At 56.4% G+C, this 18,015-nt stretch carries 2 protein-coding genes; both read left to right on the top strand.

The window, feature by feature from the left end; all coding sequences use genetic code 11:
- Positions 1 to 39: 39 nt before the first annotated feature.
- Positions 40 to 10,875: an amino acid adenylation domain-containing protein gene (locus tag Q5705_14600; GenBank protein ID WLI79036.1), complete on the top strand. Its 10,836-nt coding sequence runs from the start codon at positions 40 to 42 to the stop codon at positions 10,873 to 10,875.
- Positions 10,872 to 17,975, top strand: a complete 7,104-nt coding sequence (locus tag Q5705_14595; GenBank protein ID WLI75811.1) for an amino acid adenylation domain-containing protein — start codon at positions 10,872 to 10,874, stop codon at positions 17,973 to 17,975. Before Q5705_14600 ends, Q5705_14595 begins: the two co-directional genes overlap by 4 nt.
- The last annotated feature ends 40 nt before the right edge of the window (positions 17,976 to 18,015 follow it).

The raw sequence follows: 18,015 nt of genomic DNA, 5'->3' as shown, positions 1-18,015 counted from the left end.
CTTTATTATTGAGGTACTTATATGTCTGCACCAGATGACATGGAATATCTCGCTTTAACTTCAGCTCAAATGGGCATGTGGTTAGCGAATGAAGTCGCACTGAATCCGGGAAATAATAATATTAGCGAGTATTTAATAATTGATGGCGTTATAGAACCATCAATATTTAAAGCCGCAATAAAGAGAATGATTTCTGAAGCCGACTCAATGCATAGTCGCTTTTATTACAGCAACAACGAAGTCAAACAATTATTATCTCCAGTCGATGATTATGAGGCACAATTCTACGATTTCAGCATGATGGCCGATCCGTGGGCCACCGCTGTTGAACATATGACGGCGCATAGTAATACTTTATTTTCCCTCTCTGAGGGCTATGCTTTTACCTTTTCCCTGATTAAATTAGCAGAAGATAAATATGTTTATTACCACTGCTGCCACCATATTCTTCTGGACGGATTTGGCGCCTCGCTGATTCTCCGTCGGGCAATTGATATTTACAACAGCTTAATTACTGGAAAGCCTGTTTCTTCCCCTCCTTTTGGCAGTTTAAAAAAACTCATTGCAGATGATGCTGAATACCGGCGTTCGAACCGGTTTGCGCGAGACCGCGATTACTGGATATCGCGCTTTAGCGACGCGCCAGAAGCAGCAAGCCTCGCTGGACGCTCCGCACCGTCCGAACATATCATCCGCCAGCGTATTAGCCTGGATAAAACGCTTCATGACGCCATTGTCACGCAGGCGAATGCCTCGGGGTACACGCTTCCACAATTGCTCACGACATTAAGTTCTATTTACCTTTACCGCATGACGGGCAACGAGGATCTGGTCATTGGTTTTCCAATGACGGCACGCGTAGGGCGGGAACAGCGTAATATCCCCGGATTAATGTCCAATATTATGCCAATGCGCTTTACTTTATCGCCGGCGCTTTCGCTTAACGATGTCGTGACATTATCGACGAAAGAGATGCTGACATCCTTACGCCACCAGCAATATCGCCATGAAGAATTACTGCGTTCTTTGAATCTAACGCGGCCCTTATTCAACACGGCAATTAACGTTGAATTATTTGGTGATGACTTAACCTTCAACGGTGCAAAAACATTACCTGTCAATACAGCGAATGGCCCGGTAGAAGATTTAAGTATTTTCTTTTTTGGCTACGGTGAAGAACATACATTAGTGCTCGGCCTCGATGCCAATAGCGCACTTTATAATGAACAACAACTTCTGGCGCATCATGAGAGAATGACGGCGTTATTTTCTGCGCTACTGAAAAATCCAGGCACTGCAATTGGCGCACCTTCATTATTAAACGACAATGAATACCAGCAACTCACTCAAATAAATAAAAAAACGTTTCACCCTGCCGCCACACTTACATTAACCGAACGCTTTGAAAAGCAGGTCAGGATAACACCGCAAGCACCTGCGCTCTATTACCAGAACAGCGTACTGACCTACTCCCAGTTAAATGATCGAATTAACCAAATGAGTCATTATTTACTGGGGCAAGGTGTTCGCTCCGGTGAAATTATTGCATTACTTTTACCGCGCACAGAAAATATTGTAATAACGATATTGGCAATAATGAAAGCCGGGGCAATTTACCTGCCGTTAGATCCCGATCATCCCGCCGAACGTATTAAACATATTCTTGCTACCGCCACACCGAAATTAATATTAACGTCCGCTGTGACATCGCATCTGGTTCCGGAATTCCGTCAATGTCAAATAGACGATGAGGAAGTACTCACCGCCATTAATTCACAACCAGAAAATGATCCTGTTAACCCGCCTGCGCTGCTCAAGCAGGCAGCGTATGTCTTATTTACTTCAGGCTCCACCGGCGCACCGAAAGGCGTGCTGATCCCCCATTACGCATTAGCTAATTTTATGGTGGCGATGCAGCAGTACGTACAGCTTTCAGCGCAGCATCGTTTGCTGGCCGTCACCACCATCGGCTTTGATATCGCTGCGCTGGAACTTTTCCTGCCGCTGGTGAACGGGGCTTCTGTGGTGATTGCTTCGCGTGATGCGGCGCGCGACCCGCACTTATTGGCCGCAGAAATCGAGCAGCGGCAAATTTCCCACCTGCAAGGCACCCCGGCTTTGTGGCAGGGGTTAGTCGAGTATCAACCCCAGTCGATGGCGAATCTGACGGCGTTGGTTGGCGGCGACTCCCTGCCCGCTACGCTCGCTGAACGCATGGTCGCGCTGGCGTCCCGGGTGATCCAGGTCTACGGGCCAACAGAAACGACCATCTGGTCAACGGCACGCGAACTTACCGCCGCGCACGTCTCGCCCTCCACCATTGGCCTGCCGATCCACAATACCCAGGTTTATATCCTTGATAGCGCCCTTCAGCCGGTACCGCCAGGGCAGACAGGCGAACTCTATATCGCCGGTGATGGCCTGGCGTTTGGCTATTTGCAGCGCGCGGATTTAACCAGCGAACGTTTTGTGGCTAACCCTTTTGGTGACCCTGGTAAACGTATGTATCGCACGGGCGATATCGCCTGCTGGGATCAGGATATGCAGATAGGCTTTCTGGGGCGCGCGGATAATCAGGTCAAAATCCGCGGTTACCGTATTGAGCCAGGCGACATTGAAAATGCGCTGCACACCTTCCCGGCAGTAAAACAGGCGCTGGTGCTCGCCCACGACGAAAAATCCTCTGGCCAGAAACGGCTGATTGCATATGTCATCCTGCACGAAGGCGAAACCTGTTCACCGGAAGCGCTACGGGCCGGATTAAGCCAACAGGTGCCGGATTATATGGTGCCAGCAGTCATTATGCTGCTGGAGCGCTTCCCGCTCACGGCGAATGGCAAAATTGACCGTCGGGCGTTACCTATCCCGGCATTCACTACGCCCGACCGGGTTCTGCCCTCGACGCCACAACAAGAAAAGCTGTGTCAGCTCTTTGCGGAATGCCTGGATATTGCGCCTCCAGGGATCGACGACAGCTTCTTTAGTCTTGGCGGACACTCGCTGCTGGCCCTGAAGTTACTGAGCCGCGTGCGTGAGGTTTTCAATTGTGAAATATCGCTGAAGGCTATTTTTGATACACCGACCGTCGCCGAACTGAGCGCCCTTATTGAGGCTGGCACTACCGCCACAGTGCGGCCTGCGCTGGTTGAGCAACCGCGCCCTGCCCTGCTGCCCATGTCATTTGCCCAGCAACGTTTGTGGTTACAGGAGCAGATAACACCCGGCAGCGCCTACAATATGCCGCTGGCGGTGCAGCTTAACGGCAAACTGGATGCGGCCGTGCTGGCACAAGCCCTCTCTGATGTCATCGCCCGCCATGAAAGTTTGCGCACGCGTTTGACACAGCAGGACGACACGCCTTGCCAGCAGATTATTGCGCCGCAAGACGTGGCGTTTACCTTGCATCAACAGGCGATTGCGGCGGAGCAACTCACCGAACAGTTGAGGCAACATTGCGGGCATGTTTTCGCGCTCGATCAGGAACTGCCCATCAAAGCCTGGTTGTACCAGCTTGCGCCAGAGCAGCACGTCCTGCTGCTGGTTATCCATCACACGGCTGGTGATGGGGGTTCCCTCTTCCCGCTGTTGCAGGATTTGAGCCTCTGCTGGCAGGCCCGGCAGATGGGCAAAACACCGCAACTCGCAGCGCTGCCGGTGCAATATGCGGATTATGCGCTGTGGCAACGCGCGCTGCTTAGCGAAGCGCAAGGCGCAGGTTCACTGTTCGCACAGCAAATGGACTACTGGCGCACGCAATTGCAGGGCTTACCGGAAGAGGTGACGCTGGCCGGGGATCGCCCACGTCCGGCGCGCGCCCGTTATGCTGGCGATCGCGTGGCGTTCACGCTTCCGACCGACGTTTTCCAGCGTTTAACGTCCCTGAGCACGACAACGGGCGCGAGCCTGTTTATGCTACTCCACGCCGCGCTGGTGGCGTTGCTACACCGTATGGGTGCCGGTGACGACATTGTAATTGGCACGCCGATCTTCGGCCGTACCGATGTCGCACAAATCCCGATGATCGGTTATTTCGCCAACACTGCCGTACTGCGCACGCAGGCCGCCGGTAACCCTGAGCTGACCACCCTTATCGAACTGGCGCGCAATGCCGTGCTGGAAGCCAATGAACACCAGGATGTGCCTTTTGAGCGGATCGTTGAGGAACTTGCCCCGGACCGCTCGCTCGCGAAACACCCGCTGTTCCAGGTCATGCTGGCGGTCGACACACCGTGGCCACAAGCGGTTACCTTCCCGCAATTACAGGTTGAGCAGCTCGATTTACCCACTACCACGGCTAAATTCGACCTGCTGTTCAATTTTAACGTCGATGAACAGCACGCGCGTTTAAGCGGGCATATCGAATACGCCACCGATCTTTATGATGCGGGCACCGTGAGCGGCTTTGCTGAGCGGTTAGTCCAGGTCATAGACATCATGGCAAGCCATCCGGCAACCCGCATCGGCGAACTGGCGTTGTTGAATGCCGCCCAGCGCGAAACCCTGCTCAACACGTGGAACGCGACAACCGTCGCGCTGCCTGAGCCTTCATTAGCCGGGCTGTTTGAACGCCAGGTCTTGTGCTCGCCCAATGCAGTGGCGGTCAAAGAAGGCAGCAAAACACTTACCTATCACCAGTTGAATCAGGCAGCCAACCGCCTGGCGCACCGGCTTATTGAACTCGCCCAGGGGAAAACGTTCTGCGCCGGGCTGCTGATGAAGCACTCTGTCGAGGCGGTCATCGCCACGCTGGCGGTGATTAAAGCCGGTGGCGCTTATTTGCCGCTACGCACCACCGATCCGCTGGAACGCCAGCAAATGATGATGGATGACGCTGGCGCAACGCTGTTAATCGCCGACGCGGGTCTGCCGCTTCCCACGGCAGAGTTTGTGATTCACGCGACGGACGAATCGCAACTCGCGCCGACCCAGACGAACCCAGAACCAGGCACCACGCCGCAAAGCCTGGCCTACATCATGTACACCTCCGGCTCGACGGGTAAACCCAAAGGTATCGCAGTGAATCAACAGAGCGTGGTCGCGCTCGCGCTCGATCGCCGCTGGTCGCCAGAGGATCACCAGCGCGTGCTGCTGCACTCGCCTGCGGCATTCGATGCTTCAACCTATGAGTTCTGGGTGCCGTTATTGTGCGGCGGCCAGTTAATCGTCGCGCCGACAGGTGAACTGGATATTGATGCGTTGGCGCAAGTCATCATCCATGAAAAAGTGACGGCGCTGTGGCTGACTGCTGGCCTGTTCCGGCTGATGGCAGAAGAGCATGCCAGCGCCCTGAAAGACGTACGTCTGCTCGTTGCTGGCGGTGATGTGCTGCCAGTTGCGGCTATCAGAAGCGTCATGGAGCAGTGCCCGACACTGGTCATGATGAATGGCTATGGGCCCACGGAAACGACCACGTTCGCCACCAGCTATCTTATGCCTCGCATTCCGACAGACGTTAGCGTACCGATCGGTGCGCCTGTCGATAATATGCAGGTTTATGTGCTTGATAGTTACCTGAACCCGGTGCCCGTCGGCGTGCCTGGCGAACTGTATATCGCCGGGCTTGGACTGGCGCGCGGTTACCAGAATCAACCGGTACTGACGGCGGCGCATTTTGTCGCCAACCCCTTCAGCAACCGCGGTGAACGCATGTATCGCTCAGGCGACTGGGTTCGCTGGCGCGAAGATGGCGTGCTCGAATACCTGAACCGTGGCGATCAGCAGGTCAAAATTCGCGGTTTTCGTATTGAGCTTGCCGAAGTGGAAACGGCCCTGCAAAAACACGCAGACGTGGCGCAGGCGCTGGTCTGCGCTGTGGAACCCAATCCCGGTAATAAACAGCTTATCGCGTATGTTATTGCGCGGAAAAACGCCCCCTGCGATCCCGCGTCATTACGTCAGGCGCTGAGCGCTCAGTTACCGGATTTTATGGTCCCGGCGATGATTATCCCGGTGGATAAATTCCCCCTGAATGCCAATGGCAAAGTGGATATGCGCGCGCTACCAGCGGCGGTGTTCAATACCGCACAGCGCAGGAGTGCACGTAATGAACAGGAAAGCACGCTCTGCACGCTGTTCGCTGAGATCCTCGGCTTAAATGAAATCGGCATCGACGATAACTTCTTTGCGCTGGGCGGCCATTCATTAATGGCTTCACGTCTGGTCAGTAAAGTTCGCCGGGTGATGCAGGTGAACCCGGCCATTCGCGATCTCTTTGAAGCCCCCACGGTTGCGCAGTTTGCGCAGCGTTTAACCGGCGGGAGCACTCTGCGCCCGGCGTTACAAACACGGGAAAAACCCGCTTATCTGTCGCTATCGGCAGCGCAGCGTCGGCTGTGGATGATTGATCGCATCGAGGGCAAAAAAGCCACCTACAACATGCCGTTGACGCTTGAGCTGGAAGGTGAATTGAACGTGCCTGCGCTGGTGGCGGCGCTGAACGATGTGAAACAGCGTCATGAAAGCCTACGCACGCGCTTTAAGCAACAACCCGATGGTTCCGTTTACCAGCACATCACTGACGGTAAAGCGGCGCGCTGCGCACTGACCTCACGGAATGTTTTGCCAGAGGATCTGGAAAAAGAGGTGCTGGCCGCGGCGCAATACGCTTTTGATTTGGAAAGTGAAGATCCCTGCCGCGCCTGGTTGTTTAACGTCTCAGCGCAGCGCCATGTGTTGCTGTTTTTGATGCATCACATCGCCAGCGACGGCGGCTCGCTTTCCCCGTTATTAAGCGATTTGGCCGCAGCGTATAACGCCCGCACGGAAGGCCATGCGCCAGCGCTGGCTCCCCTGCCCGTGCAATATGCCGATTATGCGCTGTGGCAGCGGGAATTACTGGGTCAGGCAAATGATGCACAGAGCCTGCACAGCCGCCAGTTGGCCTGGTGGCGCGAAACCCTTCAGGATCTTCCTGAAGAGTTGCCGTTGCCAACCGATCGCCCACGCCCGCAGCGTTCAAGCTACCGGGGCAAACAATGGCATTTTGAAGTAGACACTGCGGTTTATGCGCGTTTACTTGAGGTCGCTAAACAACGCAACGCCAGCCTGTTTATGGTACTTCAGGCCGCGCTGGCGGTGCTGCTCGGCCGCTCAGGCGCGGGTAACGACATCCCGCTCGGCACGGTGATTGCCGGTCGTACCGATGATGCGCTCGAACCGCTGGTCGGCTTTTTTATCAATACGTTGGTATTACGCACCGATCTTTGCGGTAACCCCACGTTCGGCGAACTGCTGGCACGGGTTCGCGATCGCGCACTGCAAGCCTATGAGCATCAGGATCTCCCCTTTGAGAACCTGGTCGAAGCGCTAAACCCTGAGCGTTCACTGGCGCGTCATCCTCTGTTCCAGGTGATGCTGGTGCTGCAAAACATGGCGCAGGGCGAAGCCCGCTTCGACAAGCTGGAGACGCACGTTGCCACGCCGCTACTGCCGGTGGCGAAGTTTGATTTGACCTTTAATATCGAAGAGACGCCAACGGCATTAAAAGGGATCCTGGAATACGCCATCGATCTGTTTGATGAGGCCACCGCACAACGCCTGGCGAGCTATTTCACCAATCTGTTGATCGCCATCAGCATCGATGTCGATGTTCCGGTCAGTGAACTGGCGCTGTTTCGCGAGGATGAACGGCGGCAAATCCTTGAAGAATGGAATAATACCGCGCGCGAACTTCCGGCAATGACTTTTGCCGGGCAGTTTGAGGCCGTAGCCCTTGCGACACCGGACGCGCTGGCGCTGTCAGGTGACGGCGAGCAACTGACCTACGCGCAGTTAAACCTGCGGGCGAACCGCCTGGCGAACCTGATGATGGAGAAAGGCGTCGGCGCGGAAGATATTGTTGCTATCGCCCTGCCGCGCTCGGTTTCGCTGATTGTCGCGCTGGTGGCGACTCTGAAAACGGGCGCAGCCTACTTACCGCTCGACCCTGATTATCCGCCAGAACGCCTCAATTACATGTTAGAGCACGCCCGTCCCGCGCTGGTGATTACCCATTCAACGTTTGCCGACAAGCTGGGCGCGCAATATGCCTGCCTGCGACTCGATCACCCAGCAATGCGCGGGCAATTAGCGGATTTCTGCGCCGAGAGCATTACGTTGCCCCGCACGCTTGAGCTCGATAAAGCGGCCTACATTATCTATACCTCCGGTTCCACGGGGATGCCGAAAGGGGTGCTGGTCACGCACAGAGGCATCAGCCATCTGGTGGCAAGTCAGATTGAGCGTTTGCACATCACAGCACAAAGCCGCGTACTGCAATTCGCCTCCCCCAGTTTCGATGCCTCGTTCTGGGATATCAGCATGGCCCTGCTGAGCGGAGCATCATTGGTGGTGGCAGACCGGGAGGCGTTATCGCCGGGCAGACCGCTGTATGAGCTAATGCGCGATCAACACATTACCCATGCCACGCTTCCCCCGGTTGGCCTGGCGGTAATGCCGCGCGAGCCGTTGCCGATGTTAGAAACGCTGGTCGTGGCCGGGGAAGCCTGCCCGCCGGAACTGATTGCCTTCTGGGGAACAGGACGGCGGATGATCAACGCCTATGGGCCGAGCGAATCCACCGTTTGCGCCACCATCAGCCAGCCTTTACAGGCGAATCAGGTGCCGCCAATCGGTACGCCTATTCTCAATATGCAGGCCTATGTGCTGGATGCGTATCTGCAACCGGTGGCGCCGGGCGTGAAAGGCGAACTGTACATAGCCGGTGAAAGCCTGGCGCGTGGCTACCTAAAGCGGCCTGATTTAACGGCAGAACGCTTCGTCGCCAACCCGTTCGGCGCACCAGGAGGCCGGATGTATCGCACCGGCGATCTGGCAAGCTGGAACAGTCACGGTGAACTGATGTTCGCCGGGCGCGTCGACCACCAGGTTAAGATCCGCGGTTTTCGTATTGAGTTGGGCGAAATTGAGTCGCGGTTGTTGCAACATCCGCAACTGGAACAGGCGACGGTTATCGTGCGGGAAGATAAGCCAGGCTTGCGTCAACTGGTGGGCTACGCCGTGGCAAATGATGAAAACGCTGATGCCGCGCAGCTGCGCGACTATCTGCGTGATTACCTGCCTGACTATATGGTGCCGATTGCCATCGTCCTGCTTGCGGCAATTCCCGTCACGCCAAACGGTAAAATCGACCGCCGCGCACTGCCTGCGCCGAGTTTTACCCCGGTATCCCATTCTGAACCCACCAATGCGCAGGAGCAGTTGCTCTGCACCCTGTTCGCCGAGTTGCTGAATGTACCGCAGGTGGATAGTCAGGCCAGTTTCTTTGAGATGGGCGGCGACAGCATCACCGCCATCCAGTTGGTTGCCCGCGCTCGCCAGGCGGGTTGGGTTATCACCCCGCGCGAGGTTTTTGAACATAAAACCGTCAGCGGGCTGGCGAAGGTGATGAAGGCGACGACTGTCGCTGAGGTTACCCCGCAGATTGATTCTGTTGGCGAACTGCCTGCCACGCCGATTATCCACTGGCTGATGGAGAACCCCGGCGAGATCAATAGTTTCTGCCAGGCCACGTTACTGCAAACGCCGGAACAGTTGGATGAGGCGACATTAAGGCAAATGCTGACATGGCTTATGGAGCAGCATGATGCCCTGCGCTTAACCGCCAGCCGGTCAGCGCACGGCGAAATCACGCTGACGATCCCCCCCGCCCTCATTGATGAGGATTTCGTGCACATTGTCGATTGCCAGACATTGACCGCCGAAGCGCTTTCGCAACGCATTCAGGCTGAAAGCCAGTTTGCTAAGCAACGGCTCGACCCGGCAAGCGGGAAAATGGTGCAGGCCGTCTGGTTCCGTACCTCGCCAGGGCAACCGGGGCGGCTGATGCTGATGCTGCATCACCTGGTGGTAGACGGCGTCTCCTGGCGTCTGCTGGCGGCAGATTTACACACGCTTTGGCGCAACATTGTTGCCGGAACTTCACCGCAGCCGCTGAGCGCAGGCACGTCGTTCCGTGCCTGGGCCTGTGCGCTTTCGCAAGAAGCCCTCAGCCGGGCAAGTGAGCTGGCGCACTGGCAAGCGGTGTTGAATAAGCCGGACAGATTACTGACATCGCGCCCGCTGGATGGCGTAACAGACCAGATAGCCACCAGCGATTCACTCCAGGTGGAACTGCCAGCGGAGTATACCCAACCTTTGCTGGGCAGCGTGCCGACGCTGTTCCATGCGGGGATCAACGATGTGCTGCTGTGCGCATTCGCGCTGGCGGTTAACGAGTGGCGACAAGGTTCGCAAAACGATGTGCTGCTGGATGTGGAAGGGCATGGCCGCGAAGAGTTACCCAACACGGACTTGTCGCAGACCGTCGGCTGGTTTACTTGCATGTATCCGGTGCGTCTTGCGCCGGGAGCCGCACAGCCTGGCGATCCCCGGTCTTTGGGCAATGCGCTAAAACGGGTCAAAGAGCAGTTGCGCCAGTTGCCAGGTAATGGTCTCGGTTACGGCTTGCTGCGTTATGTGAACAGCCAGACACGACCCGTGCTTGCACAACTGCCACAGGCGCAGATGGGCTTTAACTATCTGGGGCGCATGACCGCCGGCGAAGAGCGAGAGTGGCACGTGGCGAAGGAAGCGAGCTTGCTTGATACCCGCGCCGATGCCAGCTTCGCCTTACCGCATGCGCTGTCGCTGAATGCCGTTGTCGAAGAGCGCCCGACTGGCCCCGTATTGGTCGCCAACTGGTCCTGGGCCACGGCGCTGCACAGCGAAGAGACGGTCAGCGTGCTGGGTAAATATTGGTTTCGTTGGCTAAAAGCCCTTTCGCAGCTCTCCAGCGTGCCTGATGCGGGTGGATTTACCCCGTCAGATATTCCTCTGGTTTCACTGCAACAAGAGGGTTTGTCAAAACTTCAGGCTAAATGGAAGAATAAAAAATGAATATGGAAATTAAAGACATACTGCCGTTATCGCCCCTACAGAAGGGGTTGCTGTTCCATATGCTCTACGACAGTCAGGGCAGCGATGCCTACCAGGTGCAGCAGGTTTATCGTCTGACGGGCACGCTTAATACGTTGAAGTTAAAACAGGCCGTCGAAACGGTGCTGGCACGCCACCCGCATTTGTGTGCGGGGTTTGAGTACGAAGAGGTGGAAACGCCGGTCCAGCTTATTTTATCCGGCTTGCCGCTGCCCTGGCATGAGGTGGATCTGAGCGGTATCGCGCCAGATCAGCAAGAGGCGGACTTCGCCGCCCTGTTACAGGCCGATTACGATCAACGTTTCGACCCGCATTCCCCACCGTTACTGCGTTTCACGCTGGTAAAACGGGCTGAGCACCAGCATGACCTGGTCTTTACCAATCACCATTTGTTGCTGGACGGTTGGTCAGTTCCGGTTTTGTTACATGAACTTTTCACGCTCTATACCGGCGATCAGTTGCCGCCGGTAGTACCTTATCGCGACTATTTGCAGTGGATTGCCGCGCGCAATGTCGACGAGATGCGGGCCGTCTGGCGCGAAACCCTCAGCGGACTGGAAGCCCCGACCACCCTCGCCAACGGGCGTACTACGGAAAACATGCAACCGCATCTGTTGCATAAACGCCTGGATAGTGCGCTTACGCAACAGCTTAACCAGCGCGCCAAACAGCTTGGCGTGACGGTCAATACGTTGTTACAGGGCGCCTGGGGTGTGTTATTGGGGGCGATGACCGGGCGCAGCGATGTGGTGTTCGGCATCACCGTGTCCGGCAGGCCGGGGGAACTTACCGGAATCGAAAATATGGTCGGGTTATTGATCAATACGGTCCCGCTACGCCTGACCTTCAGCCTGGCAGAAAACGTTGGGACGATGCTGCAACGTCTGCAAGCGGAACAAACCCGCCTGCTGGACAATCAATATCTTGATTTAACCACCATCCAGGCCGACGCCGGTGGCGAGGCGCTGTTTGATACCCTGATGGTTTTCGAAAACTACCCGCATACCGATGATGATAACGGCGTTGCCACCGACGCGTTGCGCATCACATTTGCGACGCATCGCGGCGGGGATGCCTCGCACTACCCCATCGGTTTGGTGGCCGTGCCTGGCGAGTCGCTGGCGCTGCGTTTTAGCTCATTACCGAATCTGTTTGATGACGAGACAGTACGGGAACTGGCTGAACGTTTCTTATTGATTCTGAATGCCATTATTCATGATCCGCAAACAGTCATTGGCAGTATTCCGCTGTTATTGCCCGCAGAAACCCAGGCGTTCACCCCCGCCTGCACGCCGTTTAGCCAATGGGAGAGCGAAACACTGCACGGCGTGTTCGAACAACGCGCCAGTGAGACGCCGGACGCAATCGCGCTGAGTCTTGATGATGCCTGCATGAGCTACCGCGAGCTCAACCAGCGCGCCAACCAACTGGCGCGTCACCTGGTGAGTTGCGGTATTGGCACGGAAGACAATGTCGCGCTGGCCTTGCCGCGCACCATGGAGACGCTGGTGGCGTTGCTTGCCATTGTCAAAGCGGGCGCAGCTTACCTGCCGCTGGATGTGCATAACCCGGCAGACCGCCTTGCGTATATCGTTGCGGATGCCAAACCGGCACTGATTATCACCCTGGCGGAACATGCCGGAATATTGAGCCAAACGCTCCCCGAACTGCTTGTCGATACGGCGCAATGCCAGCAGCAACTGGCGCAACTGAGTGGCGAAAATTTGCAGGCCGATGAACGGCTCCGGCCCGTCAGCCCGGCAAGCCTGGCGTACATCATTTACACCTCGGGTTCGACCGGCAACCCGAAAGGCGTGATGATCCCCCACAACAATGTGCTGCGTCTCTTTGCCGCCACGCAAGGCTGGTTTGATTTTGACCGCACAGACATCTGGACGCTGTTTCACTCCTGCTCGTTTGATTTTTCCGTCTGGGAGATCTGGGGCCCGCTGCTGTATGGCGGCGAATTAGTGGTGGTGCCGTTTAACGTCAGCCGCGATCCGCAGGCGTTTCTCAGACTATTGAGTAAAAAGCAGGTCACCATTCTGAACCAGACGCCGTCCGCTTTTTATCAATTGATTGAAGCGGAACAACAGAATGCGCCAGAGGCATGTCCGTTAGCGCTGCGCAAAGTTGTTTTCGGCGGTGAAGCGCTGGATCTCAGCCAGCTTGAGCGCTGGTATCAGCGTCACCACGACGCCGCGCCGGAACTCATCAACATGTACGGCATTACCGAAACCACCGTTCACGTCAGCTATCAGCCGTTGACGGCAGACAGCGCACGCAACGCTTCCGGTAGCCCTATTGGAGTGGCGATCCCCGATTTGCACATCCATGTATTAGATGATGCGCTGCGCCCTGTTCCCGCAGGCGTGGAAGGCGAAATGTACATCAGCGGTGCTGGCCTTGCGCGCGGCTACTTAAACCGCGTGGCGTTAAGCAGCGAACGCTTTGTTGCCGACCCGTATGGCGAACCGGGCGCGCGCATGTATCGCTCTGGCGATTTAGCCATCCGCACCCGGGAGGGCGGGCTTAACTATTTAGGCCGCGCCGATCAGCAGGTGAAATTACGCGGTTTTCGCATTGAACTGGGAGAGATTGCCGCCGCGCTCGCCAGTTATCCGCAGATAACCCAGGCCGAAGTTATCCTGCAAAACGATAACCCTGAGAACCCACAACTGGTGGCGTATATCACCAGCGACAATCATTTACCCATCGACACGGCCGCACTGCGCAACCATGCGGCGGGCAAACTGCCGGAATACATGGTCCCGGCAGCCATTGTGCAGCTTGAAAAATTCCCGTTGACGATCAACGGCAAGCTGGATAAACGCGCCTTGCCAAAACCGGATTTCGCTGAAAACAGCAGCCGCCGCCAGCCGCGCACGGCGCAGGAGGAAATTTTAGCGGGCCTGTTCGCTGAAGTGCTGCAACTGGACGCGCCGGGCATTGACGACAACTTTTTTGCGCTGGGCGGCCATTCGCTGTTAGCGATGCGTCTGATAAGCCGGATAAGCAGCGTGCTGGGCATTCATGTGCCCATCCGCACGCTGTTTGATTACCCAACCGTGGCGCAGCTTGCCAGCCAACTGGCGCAAACCACCAGCGGCCCGAAAGAGACGCTTTGCCCGCAGACCCGCAGCGAGCATCTGCCGCTCTCTTTTGCCCAGCAGCGCATGTGGCTGTTAAAGAATCTCGACACCAATCACGCCGCCTATAATATGCCGCTGGCCGTGCGGTTAAGCGGGCCGCTGAATAAAGAGGCGTTACGTCAGGCACTGCGCGATGTGGTGCAGCGTCACGAAGTTCTTCGCACGTGTTATCCGCTCCATCAGGAGCAGCCTTATCAGCATATTCTCTCGCCTGATTCCGTCGATATCGCCCTGAATATCATCCCGGTTAGCGACGAAACCCTGGCATCCGCGATTGACCAGGCGGCGGCGTACCCGTTCGACCTGGCGCGGGAAATACCGCTGCGCGGCACGTTGTTTACTTTGCCGCAAGCGGATGAGCAGGTGTTGCTGCTGGTGATTCACCATATCGCCTGCGACGGCGGTTCGCTGGCACCGCTATTTCACGATCTCTCCTGCGCCTACACTGCGCGCTGCGCCATGCAGGCACCGGCGTGGTCGCCGTTGCCGGTGCAATATGCCGATTACGCGCTTTGGCAGCGCAAGCTTCTCGGCGATATGGACGAGAACACCGACACTTGCGCGCAGCAAATTGCATTCTGGCGAAAGGCACTGGCGGGCGCGCCAGAAGAGATGCAACTGCCCGTTGATCGCCCGCACTCCGCCACTCCAGGCTATGAAGGGAGACGGGTTAATTTCCGCATCGACGAGCCGCTCTACCAGCGCATTAAACACCTGACGCGCAATGAGGGCGTCACGCCCTTTATGTTGCTCCAGGCCACCGCCGCTATTTTATTCAGCAGAATGGGCGCGGGCGACGATATCACGTTGGGTACCGCTGTTGCCGGGCGCAGCGATGAAGCGATAAGCAATTTGATTGGCTTCTTTGTGAATACGCTGGTGTTGCGCGTGGAGCTGGCCGATAACCCCAGCGTTCGCAGCACGCTTGCCAGTGTTCGTGAATACATGCTGTCGGCGTATGTGAACCAGGACGTACCGTTCGACTGGGTGGTGAAAGCATTAAACCCTGCGCGCTCATCAGCCAGACATCCGCTTTTCCAGGTGATGATGGTGCTGCAAAACAACGCCAGTACGCCGCCACAGCTCGCCGATATGCAGGTTGCGCCGCAGCCCGTGGGGCTGGTTACCACCAAGTTTGACTTAACGTTCAATTTTGATGAAATCATCGGCGATAACGGCGAAGTGTGCGCCCTTGAGGCGCAAATTGACTACCCTGTCGAACTGTTTGACCACGATACCGTTATTGCGCTGGCTGGCTATTTCGAGCACCTGCTGAATGCCGCTGTCGACGCCCCGGATACGCCCGTGATGAACATCCCGCTGTTAAGCAGCGAACAGCGCGCCCACCTGCTCCATATTGGAAATGACACTTTCTTTGATGTGCCGCCAATGACGTTGGCACAACGGTTTGCACAGCAGGTAGCGGAAACGCCGCAGCGTATCGCCATCAGTTGCGGTGACGAGCAACTCACCTATCAAGAGTTGGATGCGTGCGCGAACGCCTTAGCACACAGCCTGCAACAACGCGGTGTGAAAATGGAACACGGCGTGGCGGTATTGATGGAGCGCTCATTATCGCTGGTGATTGGCATCCTCGCGGTGGTGAAAGCCGGTGGGTTCTATGTGCCGCTGCGTACCAGCGATCCTTTTGAGCGCTGGCAGCATATTACCCATGCGATGGATGTCCGCGTTGCGCTCGTTGATGAGCGCCACAGCGATACGGCGCTTCCGGCGGGAGTACAAGCGCTTACCGTCAATAACGCCACAACGCAGGCAGACGCCCCAATGATCGCGACAGCCGTTACGCCGCATCATCTTGCCTATGTGATGTTTACCTCTGGCTCTACCGGGCAACCGAAAGGGATCGCCATTACGCAAGATAACGTGCTGGTATTCGCGCGCGACCGCCGCTGGCGAGGCAGCCAGCACCAGCGCATCTTGCTGCACTCCGCGTATGCCTTTGACGCCTCAACCTATGAGTTGTGGTCTGCACTACTCAATGGTCATCAGGCGGTGATTGTGCCGGGCGACGCGCTGGATCTCTCCCTCATCACCTCAACGATTATTGACCGGCAGGTTAGCGCCGCATTTTTAACCTCCGGGTTGTTCTGCCTGATGGCGGAAGAAGCGTGGCAGTGTCTGGGGCAGCTACGCGTCGTCTATACCGGTGGGGATAAGATCTCCGCAAGTGCGGTGCAATCGGTACGGGCGCACTGGCCGGATCTTGAAGTGGTAAATGGCTATGGTCCAACGGAAACCACCACGTTTGTGGCGGATTACCCCGTCACGCAGGCTGATTTTCCTTACCTCGATGTCCCTATTGGCAGGGAACTTGATAACACCCAGCTTTATGTACTGGATAACTTTTTACAGCCGGTACCAGAAGGCGTCCCGGGAGAGTTGTACGTTGCCGGGCGCGGGCTGGCGCGCGGCTATGCTAACCATCGAGGCTTAAGCGCTGCCCATTTTACTGCGGACCCCTTTGGCCCGGCGGGAAGCCGCATGTACCGTACCGGCGATATTGTGAAACGTCGGCGCGACGGTGCGTTGAATTTTGTCAGCCGTGGCGACCAGCAGGTGAAAATTCGCGGTTTCCGTATCGAGCCTGGCGAAATCGAAATCGTGCTGAAACGCCATGCCGCCGTACAGCAAATTGCCGTCATTCCTCATCAAGATGCCGGTGGCAATAAACACCTTGTCGCGTATGTGGTGCCAACCATGCAGGAAGAGGCGCTGTGCGACGCGCTGCAACAGTTTGCCCGTGAACATCTGCCGGACTTTATGGTGCCCGCGGCGATCGTTTTGCTGCCCGCGCTACCGCTAAACGCCAACGGTAAACTGGCGATCCCGATGCTGCCGAAACCTGATTTCAGGGCCCAGGTGGGACGCCAGCCGCAAACCGAGCGGGAAAAGTGGCTGGCGGAAAAATTCAGCGAACTGCTGAAGGTGGAAAGCCTCAGCATCGACAGTAGCTTTTTCGCCATGGGCGGTCATTCTCTGCTGGCGGCGCGTTTGATAACGCAGATTGACAGAGTATTGCAGGTGAAGCTGACCATTCGCGATCTGTTTGAGCACCCTACTGTTGCGCTGCTGGCGAAACGGCTGGAGAGCAACCAGCGCAGCAGCGTGCTGGATGTGATGCTGCCCCTGCAACCGATGGGGAATAAATTGCCGTTATTCTGCCTGCCTCCCGGCGGTGGGTTGAGCTGGTCTTACGCGGGTCTGATCCCCTACCTTGGCGAGCAACAACCGATTTATGGTCTGCAAGCAAGCAGGCTCAGCAGCGGGCAGGCACAGTCTTCGATTCACGACATAGCGAAAGCCTATCTGGCGGAAATCTACAAAGTTCAGCCCGAAGGCCCATATGCCTTGCTCGGATGGTCGTTTGGCTGCCATCTGGCCCATGAAATCGCCACGTTATTGCAAAAAGAGAAGAAGGAGGTCAGCACGCTCATCCTGGTGGATGGCTATCCGCTTGGCGCGCTCTATCGCCAGACGGTGCGTAGCGATGAAGAGAGCCTGCGCGCGCTGTTTGAAGCACTGACTGGTGCAGTGCCGCAGGATGCGCAAATGCTTACGGTTGACGAACTGCAACGGCATTTGAGCACGATGGAGCACCCGCTGGCTGATATGGAACCCGTTGTTTACGCGCGTATTCTCGCAGAGTTTCGCGATGCGCCCGCTTTGCTGGCGGCGTTCACTCCGGGGCGTTATGACGGTGACGTCTTGTTCTTTAAAGCCGAATATCGACACGTTGATGAAGACGATTACGATCCACAACTCTGGGCAAACTATATCAATGGCAATATCATCGCCCATACTGTCTCTTCCACCCATGACAGTATGTTCAGCGCAGAAGCCCTGAAAACGATCGGCCCGGTTCTCCAACACTGGATAGACATCCCCTGAGCGAGGGGTTAGCACGAATGATAAAACCGCTGTAATGGCG

It is taken from the genome of Kosakonia sp. H02, from assembly GCA_030704225.1.
Classification (GTDB): Bacteria; Pseudomonadota; Gammaproteobacteria; order Enterobacterales; family Enterobacteriaceae; genus Kosakonia.
Note: the sequence above shows the minus strand (reverse complement) of the source record. Positions and strands in the feature narration are given on the sequence as shown.